Source organism: Brevundimonas balnearis (assembly GCF_042434805.1).
GTDB classification, from domain to species: Bacteria; Pseudomonadota; Alphaproteobacteria; order Caulobacterales; family Caulobacteraceae; genus Brevundimonas; species Brevundimonas balnearis.
In genome coordinates this window covers 250,822-266,096 of the sequence record NZ_JBHLSW010000003.1, presented here as the reverse complement: position 1 = coordinate 266,096, position 15,275 = coordinate 250,822, and the positions used below count along the sequence as shown (strand labels likewise).

The window sequence follows — 15,275 nt, the reverse complement described above, 5'->3', positions numbered from 1 at the left end:
GCTTGCGCCCGCCGGAATCGGTCGCTATATCGCCGGCTCTCGCGCAGCGGTCCCTTCGTCTATCGGTTAGGACGTCAGGTTTTCAACCTGAAAAGAGGGGTTCGATTCCCCTAGGGACTGCCACGCGGGGTTCCCCAAATGTACGGTCGCGACCTTTGCGAGCTGAGCCAAAATGGCCTAGCTGCGTTGTGCATTTCGTGGCCGCGCACGGCCTCGTCTGGAGCGCCGCGTGACCGACCCGACTTCCCCCGACTCGCCGCACTTCAACTCGAAGCCGCGGGTCACCGCCGAGGGGTTCTCCGGCAAGGACGACATCTTCTTCGCCGCCGTCGAGATGACGCGGATGCCGATGATCGTCACCGACCCGAACCAGGACGACAATCCGATCGTCTTCGCCAATGTCGCGTTCCAGGAGCTGAGCGGCTACCGCTCCGAAGAGATCGTCGGGAGGAACTGCAGGTTCCTGCAAGGCGTCGGCACCGACCGCGAAACGGTCGCCCAGATTCGCTCCGCCATCGAGGCGCGGACAGACGTCTCCGTCGAGATCCTCAACTATCGCAAGGACGGATCGGCCTTCTGGAACGCCCTCTTCATCAGCCCCGTCTTCGACGGCGAGGGTGAGCTGCTGTATTTCTTCGCCTCGCAGCTGGACGTTTCGCGTCGCCGCGACGCCGAGGACGCGCTCCGCCAGGCGCAGAAGATGGAGGCGGTGGGCCAGCTCACGGGCGGTATCGCCCATGACTTCAACAACATGCTCACCGTCATCATGGGCAACATCGACTCCGCCCTGGAGCGGACCGATGACGATGTCGTGCGCACGCGGCTGGAACGCGCGCTGGATGGGGCGCGGCGGGCGGAGACCCTGACCTCCCAGCTGCTGGCCTTCGCGCGCAAGCAGCGGCTGGACGGACGCCCGACCAACCTGAACATCCTTGTGCGCGGCCTGAAGGACATGCTGGACCGCACGCTCGGTAGCCAGATCGAAATCGAGCTGGATTTCGCGGAGGGCCTCAGGCTGGCGCGGGTCGACTCGGTCCAGGCCGAGGTGGCGCTGCTGAACATCCTGATCAATGCGCGCGACGCCATGATCGACGGCGGCGAGGTGCGAATCTCGACCCGCAACCTGACCGTCGACGCCGAGGAGTCTCACCCCTCCGGCGCGGGGGCGGGCGAGTACGTGTGCCTGTCGATTCAGGACACCGGCGAGGGCATTCCGGCCAATGTGCTGGACCGGGTCACCGAGCCCTTCTTCACGACCAAGGACGTGGGCAAGGGCACGGGCATGGGCCTGGCGATGGTCTACGGCTTCATGCGTCAGAGCCAGGGTTACCTGCACATCGACTCCACCGAGGGCGCGGGCACGACGGTGACGTTGCTGTTCCCCGCCGTGCAGGGCGAGGCGGCGGGCCTCCAGGAGCGCCCACGCCAGGATACCCGCGGCGGCAACGAGACCATCCTCATGGTCGAGGACAACGCCGACGTCATGGAGATGGGTCGCGGCATCCTCGAGGACTTCGGCTACAACGTGGTCGCCGCGACACAGGGGACCGAGGCGCTGGCCCGCGTGCGCGAAGGGCTGGAGATCGATCTTCTGTTTACCGACATCGTCATGCCGGGTGGCATGAACGGGGTGACCCTGGCCAACGAGGTGCGCCGACTGCGGCCAAATCTGCCGGTCCTGCTCACCACCGGTTGGGCGGACCGCGCGCTGGAGGGCTCGGACGCGCGCGCCGGCTATGACATAATTCCGAAACCGTACCGTCGTGGCGAGCTGGCCCGGAAGGTCAGGATTCTTCTGGACGGCCCCACCGGCGTGAGTTGACGGGCCAATCTTGCCGTCAACTGTCGAAAATCGTGATTTTTCGCCTGCCGCTCGTTCACGGAACCGTGTTAAGCATGTCGCGCTCGCATAGCGGGTGCAGGGGGCGGAAGTGGATTTCAGAGAGTCGGACGCGCAACCGACCGTTCGTATCAGCGGCCAAGTGAAATGGTTCGACGCAGGCAAGGGGTACGGCTTCATCGTGCCTGACGACCCCAGCGCGACCGACGCGGCGGACGTGTTGCTGCACATATCGAGCCTGCGCGACATCGGTCGCGACGCGGCCGATGAGGGCGCGCCCATCACCTGTGACGTGGCCCGGCGCCCCAAGGGTTGGCAGGTCACCTCGGTGCACGCGCTCGGCGCGGGACAGCCCTCGGCCCGCGGCTCCGGCTACGCCTCGCTGAAGGCGGCGCCGCTGGGCCGCGCGCGTGTCGATACGCCGGAGCCGACCGGTCCGTTCGAGCAGGCGAAGGTGAAGTGGTTCAATCGCACCAAGGGGTACGGCTTCGTTGTGTGCGAGAGCAATCCGGGCGATATCTTCGTCCATATCGAGACGCTTCGCCGCTGCGGCCTGGAGGACCTTCAGCCTGGAGCGGCGGTTCGCGTCCGGTTCGCCAGCGGCCCCAAGGGATTGGTGGTCGCCGACATAGATCAGGGCGGCTGATCCCGGCGCGCCCAACGGAGGGCGCATGCCGCTGACTCGCAGACTTCTCATCGGCCTCGCCGGCGTCACGGTCGCGTTGGGGGCGTGCGCGTCCGAGAGGCCGCCGCTGGACCCCCAGGGCCAGCCGATGGAACAGCTGACCATCGTCACCGACAGCGGCCGGCACACCTTCTGGGTGGAGATCGCGGACGACGCGGCCGAGCGGGAACGCGGGCTGATGTTCCGGCCGCCGCTGCCCGACGACCAGGGCATGCTTTTCAAGTTTCAGGACAACGCCGAGCGCGGCTTCTGGATGCGGAACACGCCGAGTTCGCTCGACATCATCTATGTCGCCGCGGACGGACGGATCGTCTCGATCGCGCGGCACACGACGCCCTATTCCGACGGCATCTACCCGTCGAACGGCCCGGCGACCGGGGTCGTCGAGCTGCGGGCGGGGCGGTCCGAGGAGATCGGGGCCGAGCCCGGAGACGTGGTCGAGCACCCCCACTTCGACCGCTAGGCGGTTGGTCGGGGCGGCAGGATTCGAACCTGCGACCCTCTGCTCCCAAAGCAGATGCGCTACCAGGCTGCGCTACACCCCGAGGGCGGCTCTCATGGCACGCGGCGGCGCCGGCCGCAACGCGGGGCCTTGAGCCCGGCCCAAAGCGTTGTATCAGAGCCGGGAGAAGAGGACCGACCATGCTCGCGCGCATTTTCAGACCGGCCAAGACCGCCATGCAGTCCGGCAAGGCCAAGACCCGGGAGTGGATCCTGGAGTTCGAACCGGCGGCGGCGCGCGCCCTCGATCCGCTGATGGGCTGGACGTCTTCGACCGACATGAACGGTCAGGTGCGCCTGCGCTTCGACTCGAAGGAAGAGGCGATCGCCTACGCCGAGACGCACGGCATCGCCTTCCGCCTGCATGATCCGCAGGAGGCCCCGGTGATCCTCAAGGCCTACGCCGACAACTTCGCCTACAATCGCAAGCAGCCCTGGACTCACTGATCCGGACGGTGCGGGCGCCCTTAGCTCAGTTGGATAGAGCACGTGCCTTCTAAGCATGGGGTCGCAGGTTCGAATCCTGCAGGGCGCGCCATCGTCACTCGGTGAAGGCGCGAGACAGGTCGGCGATCAGGTCGTGCGGGTCCTCCAGTCCGACATGCAGACGCAGGAGCGCGCCCTCCAGCCGGGGCGGCCGCGCGCGCAGGCTCAGTTGGCCCGTCTCGTGGGTGATCAGGCTCTCGAACCCGCCCCAGGAATAGCCGAGACCGAAAAGGGTCAGCCGGTTCATGAAGGCCTGCGCCCGGGCCTCGTCCCAGTCCCGCATGACCACGCCCATGAGCCCGGCCGCGCCCGAATAGTCGCGGCTCCATAGCGGATGCCCCTCCGACCCGGGCAGGGGCGGATAGAGCACCCGGGCGACCTCCGGCCGACGCTCGAGCCACTCGGCGACGCGAAGCGCGGCCTTCTCGTGGGCCTGCAGGCGCACGGGGAGGGTTCTCAGGCCCCGCAGGGCCAGCCAGGCGTCGTCGGGCGAAACATGCAGGCCGAGGTCTTCGACGGCGTTCGCCAGCGCCCGCGCGATCGTCGGGTCCGCGACCGACATCGCGCCGAGCAGCACATCGGAGTGGCCCGCGACGTACTTCGTCACCGCCTGTACGCTGACGTCGACGCCATGCTGCAGCGGCTTGAAGGCCAGACCGGCGGCCCAGGTGTTGTCCATGACCGTCAGCGCACCGCGCTCGCGCGCCACGGCCGACAGGGCGGCGACGTCCATCATCTCGAAGGTCAGCGAGGCGGGCGACTCGATCAGGATCAGCCGCGTCGCGGGACCGATGAACCCCGCGATCTCTTCCGGTGAGGCCCCCGGCGCATGAAAGCGGGTCGTCACCCCGCGGGTGGCGAGGAAGCGGGTCAGGAACCTGCGGCTCGGTCCGTAGATCGCGTCCGACGCCACCACCTCGTCGCCCGCTCGGGTCAGGGCGAGCAGCGGCGTGGTCAGCGCCGAGAGCCCAGAAGGCGCGAGGAGGGTCCGACAGGCGCCCTCCATCTCGGCGAGGGCGTCCGCCAGGGCGCGCTGAGGCGCCAGGCCGTCCAGTCCGTAGACCGGGCCGAGCGACGCGTCCCGCATGTCCTCGGCGCGATCGCTCAACAAGGTGGAGCCACGTTCGAGCGGCGGATTGACCACGCGCCGGCCGAGGCCCCGTCGCGTCGCCGACGCGATCAGGCGAGTGCGATCAGTCTCCGGCATCGGCGCCTTCCGGGTTGCGTGAAGCGAGACGGAGCGTTCTAAACGCCGCGGGGCGCTTTGGCGAAGCGGAGTGAACGATGCGGCGGATTGCGGCGACGTGCCTGGCGACCCTCGCCCTCTCGGCGTGCGGGGAGCGCGAGCGGGAGCCCGAACCGCCCGTCCAGATCGCCGAGACCCCGATCCAGGCGGTCGAGCGCGGGGCCAGCGAGACCCTTGCGGCGGTGAGGCGTCGGGGACGCCTGAACTGCGGCGTGCACGAGGGCCTGGTGGGCTTCGCCTACACCGACAACCGCGGACGTTGGCGAGGCTTCGACGTCGATTTCTGTCGCGCGACGGCGGCGGCTGTTCTGGGCGATCCGGACGCCGTTCGCTTCGTGCCCCTGACGGCCCAGCAGCGGTTCGAGGCCCTGAACGCCGGACGTATCGACGTTCTGTGGCGCAACACCTCCTGGACCATGGGTCGGGACGTCTCGGGACGCGTGGATTTCGCGGGGGTCAACTACTACGACGGCCAGGGCTTCATGGTTCGGCGGGCCCTGGAGGTCGCCAACGCGGCCGAGCTGAACGGCGCGCGCGTCTGCGTCCAGGCCGGGTCGACCAGTCAGGAGAACCTGGCCGACTGGTTCAGGAGCCGAAATCTGGACTATGTCCCGGTCGTCGCCGACTCCGAGAACGAGGCGCGGGAGCTCTATGCGCGTGAAGGCTGCGACGCCTTCACCGCCGACGTGTCCGCGCTCGCCGCCGCGCGGACGACGCTCGCCAATCCCCAGGACCACATCATCCTCGCCACCGTGATCTCCAAGGAAGCCCTCGGACCGGTGGTGCGCGAGGGCGACCAGACCTGGACGGAAATCATTCGCTGGACGCTCGACGCGCTGATCCTCGCCGAGGAGCTGGGGGTGACGCAGGCCAACGCCGCGACCCTGGCGGAGGTATCGCCCGACCCGCGCGTCCGACGGCTGCTCGGCACGGCGGGCGACCTCGGCCCGAGCCTGGGTCTGGAACAGACCTGGGCGCTCGACGCCGTGGCCGCCGGAGGCAACTACGGCGAGATTTTCGCGCGGAATCTGGGCCCGGACTCGCCTCTCGACCTCGCGCGTGGTCTGAACGCACAATGGAACGCGCGACCGGCCGGGCTGATGTACGCCTTGCCGATCCGCTGAAACTCAAGACCGACCACATCAGGGGGCCTTCATCATGACCAGCAAGCGCGGCGGCGCGCCGCTTTACGCCTGGATCCTGCTCGGCTTCCTGATCGGCATGGGCGCGGGTCTCTATGTGAACCTGTACGTCGGCGCGGAGACGCCCTGGGTCCAGTCCGTCACGGACAATGTGACGGGACCGATCGGGCAGATCTTCCTGAAGCTCTTGTTCATGCTGGTCATCCCGCTGCTGTTCTCGGCGCTGGCCGTGGGGGTGGCGGAGATGGGCGACCTCTCGTCGCTCGGGCGCGTCGGGTTCAAGACGCTGGCCTTCACGATCGTCCTGTCGGCGATCGCGGTGCTGATCGGACTGGGGATGGTCAACGCCTTCCGGCCCGGCGACGGCGTCGATCCGGCGCTGGCACAGGCGCTGCTCGAAGACAGCCGCGAGGCGGCCGGCGCCATCGTCGGCAACGCGCCCCAGTCGATCGAGGCGGGGCAGTTCTTCCTCGACCTGATCCCGTCGAACGTCTTCACCGCGGCGGCCGAGAATCAGATTCTGCCGGTGATGGTGTTCGCCCTGTTCTTCGGTGTCGGCCTGGTGATGGCGAGGTCCGCCGCGACGGATCGCCTCCAGGAGGCGCTACAGGGCCTGTTCGAGGTGATGATGAAGCTCATCAACCTCGTCATCAAACTGGCCCCCATCGCCATCGCCTGCCTGATGTTCAATCTGGCGGCCCTGTTCGGCTGGGACCTCTTGATCCGGCTGGCCGGCTACGCCGCCGTCGCGCTGGGAGCGATGGCGATCCACATGTTCGTCATCTACCCGCTGGCGGTCATGGTGCTGGCGGGTCGCAATCCGCTGAAGTTCTTCTCGGATGTGCGCGAGCCCTTCATCGTCGCCTTCACGACGGCCTCGTCCAACGCCACCCTGCCGATCGCCCTGAAGGCGGCCGAGGAGCGGCTGAACCTGCCCCGCCGCATCGCGCGCTTCGTGTTGACGGTCGGCGCGACGGCGAATCAGAACGGCACGGCCCTGTTCGAGGGCGTGACGGTGCTGTTCCTGGCCCAGTTTTTCGGCGTGGAGCTGAGCCTGACGCAGCAGATCGTGGTCATGCTGGTCTGCATCCTGGGCGGCATCGGCACGGCGGGGGTGCCGGCGGGTTCGCTGCCGGTCGTGGCGCTGATCCTGGTGATGGTGGGCGTGCCCGCCGAGGGCATCGGCCTGGTGCTGGGCGTCGACCGCTTCCTGGACATGTGCCGCACCACGCTGAACGTCGTCGGCGATCTGGTGGCCGCCACGGTCGTCTCGCGCGGCGAGAAGGACCTGCCGCCGAACGCCGAGAACCCCGGCGCGGCCGAACCCGTGCCGGAACTGGCCTAGCCGACCTCCACCGGGGCGTCCGGGCGGGCGCCCCATTCGGCCCAGCTGCCGTCGTAGAGCCGGGCGTCGCGACCCAGCACGGCCAGCGCCAAGACGATGATCGCCGCCGTCACGCCCGAGCCGCAGGTGGCGATCGGCGTCTGGTCGGGATCCAGGTCGATCGCCGCGAACGCGGCCCTGAGTCCTTCCGGGGACTTCAACCTGCCGTCCGCCTGCAGCAGCGTGGCGTAGGGAAGATTTACCGCGCCCGGCATGTGACCGGGACGAACGCCCGGGCGGGGCTCGGCGGCCTCGCCCCGGAAGCGGGCCGCGCCACGCGCATCGAGAACGGGCAGTCCGGCCGCCAACGCCGCCCTCACGTGTTCGAACGCCGCCACGCCGCCCACGGGGCGACTCGCCAGGAACCCGGCCGGCGCCGGGTTGACGGGGCCTGTTTCCGTCTCGCCACCGGCGGCGCGCCAGGCCGGAAGCCCGCCGTCGAGCACCCGCGCCTTCAACGCGCCAAAGGTGCGTAGCATCCACCACGCCCGCGCCGCCGAAAACAGGCCGCTGGTGTCATAGACGACGACCTCGTCGGTCTCGCTCAGACCCAGCGCCCCCATCGCCGCGCCGAACGCCTCGGGCGAGGGCGCCATGTGCGGCAAGTCGCTCGCTTGATCCGACACCGCCTCCAGGTCGAAGAACACCGCGCCCGGGACGTGGCCCGAGAGGTAGGCGGCGCGGGCGTCCGTGCCGTCCAGATGCCAGCTGGCGTCCGCGACCTTCAGTCCCGGATCGCCCAGTCGGGCCAGGAGTTCGTCAGCCTGGATCAGAGGAGAGCTCATGCCCCAGCCTAGCACGCGGACCGGCGCGCTCCGACTGGTGCTGGGCGACCAGCTGTCCGACGGCCTGTCGGCGCTAAGGGATCTCGACGCGGGCGCCGACCTCGTCCTGATGGCCGAGGTGATGGGCGAGGCGACCTATGTCCGGCATCACAAGCAGAAGATCGCCCTGATCTTCGCCGCCATGCGCAAGTTCGCGGCGCGGCTGCGATCGCGCGGAACCGAGGTCCGCTACGTCCGCATCGACGACGAAGGCAACACCGGCGAGATCGCGGGTGAGCTGGGCCGCGCGCTGGAGAACGGCCGGTTCGAGCGGGTGGTCATGACCGAGTGCGGCGAGTGGCGCCTGGCCGAGGCGCTGGCCGCCTTCGCGCAAGGCCGCGACCTCCCGGTCGATATCCGCGAGGACGACCGCTTCATCTGCTCGCACGACCGGTTCCGGCGCTGGGCGGCGGGCAAGAAGGAGCTTCGCATGGAGTTCTTCTATCGCGAGATGCGGCGGGAGACCGACCTGCTGATGGACGGCAAGGCGCCGGTCGGCGGGCAGTGGAACTTCGACAAGGACAACCGCAACGGTCCCGGCAAGGGCCTGAAGCCGCCGAAGCGGCTGCGGATCGCGCCGGATGAGATCACCCGAGAGGCGATCGCCGACGTCGAGCGCCTGTTCCCCGGTCACTTCGGCGACACCGCCGATTTCGGCTGGCCCACGACGGCGGAGGAGGCCGAGGCCGTGTTCGCCGCCTTCCTGAAGGACATCCTGCCCGGCTTCGGCGAGTGGCAGGACACCATGTCCGCGGGCCGGCCCTGGATGTGGCACGGCATGGTGTCGACCTCCATCAATCTGGGTCTGCTCGACCCGCTGGAGGTCTGCCGGCGCGCGGCGGCGGAATACGAGGCGGGCAGGGCGCCGTTGAACGCCGTGGAAGGGTTCGTCCGCCAAATCCTGGGGTGGCGGGAGTATGTGCGCGGTATCTACTGGCTGAAGGCGCCCGAATATCGGCGGCGCAACGCCCTGGACGCCGACCGGACGCTGCCGTGGTTCTACTGGTCCGGGCAGACGGACATGGCGTGCGTGGCCGACGCTGTCGGCCAGACCCGCGACCACGCCTATGCCCACCATATCCAGCGGCTGATGGTGACGGGCAATCTGGCGATGCTGCTGGGCGTCCATCCCGACGAGGTCGACGACTGGTACATGGTGGTCTACGCCGACGCCTATGAGTGGGTGGAGATGCCCAACACCCGGGGCATGGCCACCTACGCCGACGGCGGGATCGTGGGGTCGAAGCCCTATGCGGCGTCCGGGGCCTACATCAACCGGATGAGCGACTATTGCGGCGGCTGCCGCTATGACGTGAAGGCCAAGGCGGGCGAGGGGGCCTGTCCTTTCAACCGCCTGTACTGGGGGTTCCTGGAGCGCAACCGCGGTCGGCTGCGGGACAATCCACGCCTGGCCATGCCGTACCGGTCGCTGGACGGGTTCGGGCCCGAGAAGCGCCGGGCTCTGCTGGCCGAGGCCGAGGCGTGCCGCGAGCGGTTGGGGGCGGTGAAGCGGGAGATGTGAGCCTCACGCGTGGCTCGGATCCCCCTCGGCCTTGGTCTTGTCGATGGACTTCAGGGCGTCCAGGGCGCGCTTCCGTGCGGCGTCATGCTCGACGATCGGCCTCGGGTAGGTGTGTCCGAGGCGGACGCCGGCGTCGCGCAGCACCTCGGGCGGCGCTGTCCAGGGCGCGTGCAGCCAGCGGTCGCCGAGCCGGGCCAGCTCGGGCACCCAGAGGCGGACATAGCGGCCGTCCTCGTCGAACTTCTGGCCCTGGGTGATCGGATTGAAGATGCGGAAATAGGGGGCGGCGTCGGCGCCGGACCCCGCCACCCACTGCCAGTTCTGAGCGTTGGAGGCCTGGTCGGCGTCGACCAGCGTGTCCCAGAACCAGGCTTCACCCTCACGCCAGTCGATGAGGAGGTGCTTGATCAGGAAGCTGGCCACGATCATCCGCACCCGGTTATGCATCCACCCGGTCGACCAGAGCTGGCGCATGCCGGCGTCGACGATGGGATAGCCGGTCCGCCCCCGTCTCCAGGCCTCCAACGCCCCCTCGTCCTTGCGCCAGGGCATCGTGTCGTACTCGGGCCGGAAGGCCGTGTCGGTGATCTGGGGGAACTCCGCCAACAGGTGGGCGGAGAACTCGCGCCAGCCGATCTCGGCGATGAACTTCTCCGCCTGGGCCTCGCTGACCTTGCCCCGGGACGCCGCGTCGCGGGCGGCCGTGACCGCGCGCCAGGGACTGATCTCGCCCCAGTGCAGGTGGGGCGACAGGCGGCTGGTCCCGTTCTGGCCGGGAATGTCCCGGAGCCGCGCATAGTCGCCGAGCGGCCCGGAGGTGAACCGGCTGAGCGCCTCTCTCGCGCCGTCCTCTCCGGGCGTCCAATCGAAGCCGGTGGACCAGTCCGGAAGGGTGGGGTGCAGGCGCCAGTCGTCCAGATCCTCGCTTTCGAGGTTCGGCACGGGCTGGAACTGGCGTGGTCCCAGCGTGTGCGGCGGCGCCTCCGCACTGGCCATGAGGGCCCGGAAGAACGGCGTGAACACCTTGTAGGGACCGCCGGACCCGGTCCGCACCGAGCCTGGCCGGCAAAGCAGGGCGCCGTTGTAGCCCTTCACGTTTACGCCGTCGGCATTCAACGCATGGGCGATGTCGGCGTCTCGCGCGAAGGCGGCGGGCTCGAACAGGCGATTCAGGAAGACCGCGTCCGCTCCCGTCTCCTGGATCAGCCGACGCAACTCGGTCTCGGCGTCGCCGCGTCGGAGCACCAGCCGGCCGCCGCGCTCGGCCAGCGCCCGCGACAGCGCGCGCAGCGACTTGTCCAGCCACCAGCTTGACGCGCCGCCCAACGGTCGCCCCTCGGTGGCCTCATCGAGGACGTAGACCGGCAGGATGGGGCGGCCCGTCGCGTGGGCGTGCTCCAGGGCAGGATTGTCCGCCAGCCGAAGGTCACGGCGGAACCACAGGATGACCGGCGGCTCGGTGGTCACGGCGCACTCCGACATGATAGGTTGAAAGCCGAAGGCGGTTGGTCCACCTGACCGCCGCCAGCCTTGCGGCGATACGGCCGCGTCATCATCGAGAAGACCTTGTCCAACGTGACCCCCAACGCCGTCGTCAGCCTGAACACCGGCCGTCCCGTCCACATCGGGGGCGGCGCCCGCATCGCCTTCATCGCGGGCCCTTGCCAGATGGAAAGCCGCCAGCATGCGCTGGAGACGGCGCATGCGCTGAAGGAGATCGGCGACCGCCTGGACGTCGGGATCATCTACAAGACCAGCTTCGACAAGGCCAACCGCACCTCCGCCAACGCGGCGCGCGGCATCGGCCTCGAGGGCGCCCTGCCGATCTTCGCCGAGATCCGCGAGGTCACGGGCATGCCGGTCCTGACCGACGTGCACAACGAGGAGCAGTGCGGCATCGCCGCGCAGGCGGTCGACGTGCTGCAGATCCCCGCCTTCCTCAGCCGCCAGACGGACCTGCTGATCGCCGCCGCGAAGACCGGCAAGGCGATCAACGTCAAGAAGGGCCAGTTCCTGGCGCCTTGGGACATGAAGAACGTGGTGGCCAAGATCACCGGCGCGGGCAATCCGAACGTCCTGACGTGCGAGCGGGGCGCCAGCTTCGGCTACAACACCCTGGTGTCCGACATGCGCGCCCTTCCGGTGCTGCGCGAGATCGGGGCGCCGGTCGTGTTCGACGCGACCCATAGCGTGCAGCAGCCGGGCGGTCAGGGCACGTCGTCCGGCGGCCAGCGGGAGTTCGTGCCGGTGCTGGCGCGCGCGGCCGTCGCCGTCGGCGTCGATGCGGTCTTCATGGAGACCCACCCGGATCCCGACCACGCGCCCTCGGACGGCCCGAACATGGTTCCGCTGGATCAGTTCGAGCGCCTGGCGGCCGAGCTCATCGCCTTTGACGACCTGGCGCGCTCGACCGGGGTCAAGGGACCGCTGCCCGCCGCCGCGTGAGACTGGGCCGGAAAGGACGAATCGCCGCCTGGACGGCGGGGGCGCTGATCGCGCTCGTCGCCACGGCGGCGATCGTCTGGCGCAGCGACATCCTCCAGGCGCTGCTCGACCCGGAGATTCCCTATCCGGCCTATGAGCCGCCGCCGGCGCCCGACTACGGCGAGGCCGTCAGCTGGGCGCTCCTGGAATCGCGCGATCCGCGATCCGAGGAGGCGGCGGTCTTCTTCGTGCACCCCACGACCTATGACGGGGGCGCGGAGTGGAACTCTCCGGTGCGGGACGAGGCGTCGGATCGGTTCCTGGAGCGCGTCATCCTGCCCAACTACGCCGCGCCCTTCGCCCGGGCGGGTGCGATCAGCGCCCCCCACTATCGCGAGGCCAGCCTCTACACCCGGCTGACCATCCGGCAGGACGCGCGCGAGGCGAGGGCCTTCGCCTATCGCGATGTCAGGACCGCGTTCGACACCTGGCTGGCGCGCCATCCGACGGGGCCGATCGTCGTCGCCGGGGTCGAGCAGGGCGGCGAGCTGGCCGACCGGCTGATCCGTGAAGTGGTGAGCCCCGACGCCGCGCTGAGACGACGGCTGGCGGCGGCCTATCTCATCGAGACGGCGGTGACCACCGAGCAGGCGCCGGAGACCCTCCCGGTCTGCGAGCGGGCGAACCAGACGGGCTGCTTGGTGGCGTGGGTCGCGCTGACGCCCGACGAAACCGCGCGCCAGCAAAGGCGTCGGAACCGCGCCCTCGTGTGGGACTCCCGCGGCCGGCTGGTCGAGTTGGGCGACCGATCCATCGTCTGCGTGAACCCGCTGCTGGGCCGTCGCTCGGATCAGCCCGCCGAGGCGCGCCTGCACCGGGGCGCCGCGAACGCGACGGCTCTGGAATGGGGCGTTCGTCCGGCCTTCCTCGATCGGCAGGTGGCCGCCCGATGCCGCGACGGCTTCCTGCGTCCGACCATGCCGGACTCGGACAGCTTCGACGAGCGCGGCTCATGGGCTGACAGACGGAAGGTCAAGCCGTACAACCTCTTCTATGCGGATATTGAACACGACGTTGAGGTGCGGCTGGACGCGTGGCGGGCGCTGAACGGCGTCAGTCGGACGCCGCCCGCTCCTGGCGCCAATCGAACAGCGCCTCCAGCACCCTGATGGCCTCACCTCTCGAAGAGCCCAGCTCGGGATCGCGCGACAGGATCAGCCGCGCATCGTCATGGGCCGCCAGCATCAAGTCTCGATGCTGTACCGGATCGACGAATCGATAGGCGGGGAAGCCGCTCTGACGCAGGCCCAACGGGTCGCCGCCGCCCCTGAGCCGGAAATCCTCCTCGGCGATCTCGAAGCCGTCCTCAGTACGGCGAAGGATCTCCAGCCGAGCCCGCGCGGTCTCGCCCAGGCCGCCGTCCTCGCCGCCGTACAGAAGGGTGCAGGCGCTGGCCTTGGCCCCGCGTCCCACGCGCCCGCGCAACTGGTGCAACTGGGCCAGACCGAACCGATCGGCATGCTCGATGATCATGATCGAGGCGTTCGGCACGTCGACGCCCACCTCGACGACGGTGGTGGCCACCAGCACCGGCAGTCTGCCCTCGGAGAAGGCGGCCATGACCTGTTCACGATCCGGGCCCGGCATTCGGCCGTGGGCGAGACCCACCTCCACCCCCAGCGCACGTCGGAGGTCGTTCGCGCGCTCCGTCGCCGCGGCGAGATCGGAAGCCTCGGACTCCTCGACCAGCGGGCAGATCCAATAGGCCTGGGCGCCCCGGGCGACCGCGACGCGGAGGCGCTGCACCACATCCCCGATCCGCGCCTGGGGCAGGACGGCCGTGGTCGCCGGGGTTCGACCCGGCGGCTTCTCGGTCAGCCGCGACACGTCCAGGTCTCCGAAGCGGGTCATCTCCAGCGTGCGCGGGATCGGCGTGGCCGACATGGTCAGCAGGTGCACGCCGTGGTCGCCGCCCTTGGCCTGAAGCCGCTGGCGCTCGGACACGCCGAAGCGGTGCTGTTCGTCGATGACCGCCAGCGCCAGCGACCGGAAGGTCACGGCGTCCTGGAACAGGGCGTGGGTGCCGATCGCGACGTGGACGGCGCCGTCGGCCAGCGCCGCCAGCTTGTCGCGGCGCTCGCCGGCCGTGTCCCGCCCCGTCAGCAACACGGCGCGCACGCCCGCCGCGGCGAACAGGCGGCCCAGTTTCTCCATATGCTGGCGGGCCAGGATCTCCGTCGGCGCCATCAGAGCCGCCTGATGTCCGCTGGACACCGCGTCGGCGATGGCCAGCGCCGCCACCGCCGTCTTCCCGGATCCGACGTCGCCCTGCAGCAGGCGCCCCATCTGGGCTCCTGAAGTCAGGTCCGAGCGAATCTCGACAAGCGCCTGTTTCTGCGCCCCTGTCAGGGTGAACGGCAGGGCCGACTCGACCCGCTGGGACACCGGGCCCGCCGCCAGAACCGGCGCCGCGACAGTCACGCGAGCGCGTCGACGCCGCGCCAGGGCCAGCTGGTGCGCCAGGACTTCGTCGTAGGCCAGACGCGCCCGCGCCGGAGCGTCCGGGGCCAGATCCGCGGCCCCGCCGGGAGCGTGCAGGGCGGTGACTGCGGCGCGCCAGCCCGGGAAGCCGCGCCGAGCGAGCCAGGCCGCGTCCTGCCATTCCGGAAGTTCGGGCGCGGCCTCCAGCGCGCCCAGCGCCAGCTTGCGGAACTGGCGCGAGGTCAGCCCCTGTGTCTGGGGATAGACCGGCTCGAACGGCGGCACCTCGGCGGCGCGCTCCACCGGGACGATGTAATCCGGGTGCGGGATCTGCACCTCGCCGCCGAAGCGTTCCACCTTGCCGCTGACGACGCGGCGCGATCCCGGCGGCGCCAGCCGCTCGATCTGCTGGGGAGAGCCCTGGAACCACACCAGATGGACGAAGCCCGCCGCGTCCTGGGCCCTCAGCTTGATCGGTTGTCCGATCTTGGCCGGCTTGATCAGACGATCGACGACCACCTCGAAAATCGCCGTCTCGCCCTCCGCCGCCTCGGTCGAGACGGTGCGGCGGCGGACGATCAGGTTGGTCGGAGCCGTGAACAGGACGTCGCGCACCAACGGCCCGGCGAGCCTTTTCACCAGCGGCTCGATGCGCGGCCCGACGCCCTTCAGCGTCGCGACCTCGGCGAACAGTGGGAAGAGAATCTCGGGCCGCATGTCGCGCCCAGCATAACTGGCGC

The 15,275-nt window shown here is 69.5% G+C and carries 13 protein-coding genes and 3 tRNA genes; 11 read left to right on the top strand and 5 right to left on the bottom strand.

All coding sequences use genetic code 11. The features are described 5' to 3' along the window. Positions 1–48: 48 nt before the first annotated feature. From ACFFGE_RS02370 to ACFFGE_RS02355, 4 genes are all read left to right on the top strand, one after another. A tRNA-Glu gene (locus ACFFGE_RS02370) sits at positions 49–123 on the top strand. Between the two features lie 106 nt (positions 124–229). Next, positions 230–1,822 carry a histidine kinase famiy protein gene (locus ACFFGE_RS02365; protein ID WP_376833927.1) on the top strand — a complete coding sequence of 531 codons (1,593 nt, stop codon included), beginning with the start codon at positions 230–232 and terminating at the stop codon, positions 1,820–1,822. A gap of 160 nt (positions 1,823–1,982) precedes the next feature. Continuing rightward, positions 1,983–2,486, top strand: coding sequence for a cold-shock protein (locus ACFFGE_RS02360; protein ID WP_376833925.1), 504 nt, complete (start codon positions 1,983–1,985; stop codon positions 2,484–2,486). Positions 2,487–2,511: 25 nt separating this feature from the next. Next, on the top strand, positions 2,512–2,988 hold the full coding sequence (locus ACFFGE_RS02355; protein WP_376833923.1) for a DUF192 domain-containing protein: 477 nt from the start codon (positions 2,512–2,514) through the stop codon (positions 2,986–2,988). Positions 2,989–2,993: 5 nt separating this feature from the next. Here ACFFGE_RS02355 and ACFFGE_RS02350 read toward each other — a convergent pair. Beyond that, positions 2,994–3,070 (bottom strand) — tRNA-Pro (locus ACFFGE_RS02350). 97 nt (positions 3,071–3,167) lie between these two features. Here ACFFGE_RS02350 and ACFFGE_RS02345 point away from each other — a divergent pair. Both ACFFGE_RS02345 and ACFFGE_RS02340 read left to right on the top strand, forming a co-directional pair. Continuing rightward, the gene (locus ACFFGE_RS02345; protein WP_376833921.1) at positions 3,168–3,473 is read left to right on the top strand and encodes an ETC complex I subunit; all 306 of its coding nucleotides are present in this window, start codon (positions 3,168–3,170) and stop codon (positions 3,471–3,473) included. Between the two features lie 14 nt (positions 3,474–3,487). Then, a tRNA-Arg gene (locus ACFFGE_RS02340) sits at positions 3,488–3,564 on the top strand. Between the two features lie 3 nt (positions 3,565–3,567). Here ACFFGE_RS02340 and metC read toward each other — a convergent pair. Further along, a complete protein-coding gene (gene metC / locus ACFFGE_RS02335; protein WP_376833919.1) occupies positions 3,568–4,719 on the bottom strand; it encodes a cystathionine beta-lyase in 1,152 nt (383 codons plus the stop codon). A 77-nt stretch (positions 4,720–4,796) separates the two neighbouring features. On the opposite strand from metC, the gene ACFFGE_RS02330 reads away from it, so the two are divergent. After that, positions 4,797–5,882 (top strand): amino acid ABC transporter substrate-binding protein, encoded by a 1,086-nt coding sequence (locus ACFFGE_RS02330; RefSeq protein WP_376833917.1) that lies wholly within the window; start codon positions 4,797–4,799, stop codon positions 5,880–5,882. A gap of 34 nt (positions 5,883–5,916) precedes the next feature. Beyond that, positions 5,917–7,245, top strand: a complete 1,329-nt coding sequence (locus ACFFGE_RS02325; RefSeq protein WP_376833915.1) for a dicarboxylate/amino acid:cation symporter — start codon at positions 5,917–5,919, stop codon at positions 7,243–7,245. On the opposite strand, the gene sseA is transcribed toward ACFFGE_RS02325, so the two are convergent. Continuing rightward, complete coding sequence (gene sseA / locus ACFFGE_RS02320) at positions 7,242–8,069, bottom strand: 3-mercaptopyruvate sulfurtransferase (protein ID WP_376833913.1); 828 nt, start codon at positions 8,067–8,069, stop codon at positions 7,242–7,244. The genes ACFFGE_RS02325 and sseA overlap by 4 nt on opposite strands. Here sseA and ACFFGE_RS02315 point away from each other — a divergent pair. Further along, complete coding sequence (locus ACFFGE_RS02315) at positions 8,068–9,630, top strand: cryptochrome/photolyase family protein (RefSeq protein WP_376833911.1); 1,563 nt, start codon at positions 8,068–8,070, stop codon at positions 9,628–9,630. The genes sseA and ACFFGE_RS02315 overlap by 2 nt on opposite strands. A gap of 3 nt (positions 9,631–9,633) precedes the next feature. Here the strand turns inward: ACFFGE_RS02315 and ACFFGE_RS02310 are convergent, their stop codons facing one another. Further along, positions 9,634–11,097: a cryptochrome/photolyase family protein gene (locus ACFFGE_RS02310; RefSeq protein WP_376833909.1), complete on the bottom strand. Its 1,464-nt coding sequence runs from the start codon at positions 11,095–11,097 to the stop codon at positions 9,634–9,636. A 99-nt stretch (positions 11,098–11,196) separates the two neighbouring features. Between ACFFGE_RS02310 and kdsA the strand changes: the two genes are divergently transcribed. Both kdsA and ACFFGE_RS02300 read left to right on the top strand, forming a co-directional pair. Continuing rightward, positions 11,197–12,075: a 3-deoxy-8-phosphooctulonate synthase gene (gene kdsA / locus ACFFGE_RS02305; protein ID WP_376833907.1), complete on the top strand. Its 879-nt coding sequence runs from the start codon at positions 11,197–11,199 to the stop codon at positions 12,073–12,075. Next, positions 12,072–13,223 carry a DUF3089 domain-containing protein gene (locus tag ACFFGE_RS02300; RefSeq protein WP_376833905.1) on the top strand — a complete coding sequence of 384 codons (1,152 nt, stop codon included), beginning with the start codon at positions 12,072–12,074 and terminating at the stop codon, positions 13,221–13,223. Before kdsA ends, ACFFGE_RS02300 begins: the two co-directional genes overlap by 4 nt. On the opposite strand, the gene recG is transcribed toward ACFFGE_RS02300, so the two are convergent. Beyond that, a complete protein-coding gene (gene recG / locus ACFFGE_RS02295) occupies positions 13,168–15,252 on the bottom strand; it encodes an ATP-dependent DNA helicase RecG (protein ID WP_376833903.1) in 2,085 nt (694 codons plus the stop codon). The genes ACFFGE_RS02300 and recG overlap by 56 nt on opposite strands. Positions 15,253–15,275: the final 23 nt, after the last annotated feature.

Bases quoted from the DNA above. Each gene is read 5' to 3' on its own strand.
- ACFFGE_RS02355 (WP_376833923.1), top strand. From the start codon at position 2,512: ATGCCGCTGACTCGCAGACTTCTCATCGGCCTCGCCGGCGTCACGGTC.
- ACFFGE_RS02345 (WP_376833921.1), top strand. From the start codon at position 3,168: ATGCTCGCGCGCATTTTCAGACCGGCCAAGACCGCCATGCAGTCCGGC.
- metC (WP_376833919.1), bottom strand. From the start codon at position 4,719: ATGCCGGAGACTGATCGCACTCGCCTGATCGCGTCGGCGACGCGACGG.
- ACFFGE_RS02330 (WP_376833917.1), top strand. From the start codon at position 4,797: ATGCGGCGGATTGCGGCGACGTGCCTGGCGACCCTCGCCCTCTCGGCG.
- ACFFGE_RS02325 (WP_376833915.1), top strand. From the start codon at position 5,917: ATGACCAGCAAGCGCGGCGGCGCGCCGCTTTACGCCTGGATCCTGCTC.
- ACFFGE_RS02315 (WP_376833911.1), top strand. From the start codon at position 8,068: ATGCCCCAGCCTAGCACGCGGACCGGCGCGCTCCGACTGGTGCTGGGC.
- sseA (WP_376833913.1), bottom strand. From the start codon at position 8,069: ATGAGCTCTCCTCTGATCCAGGCTGACGAACTCCTGGCCCGACTGGGC.
- recG (WP_376833903.1), bottom strand. From the start codon at position 15,252: ATGCGGCCCGAGATTCTCTTCCCACTGTTCGCCGAGGTCGCGACGCTG.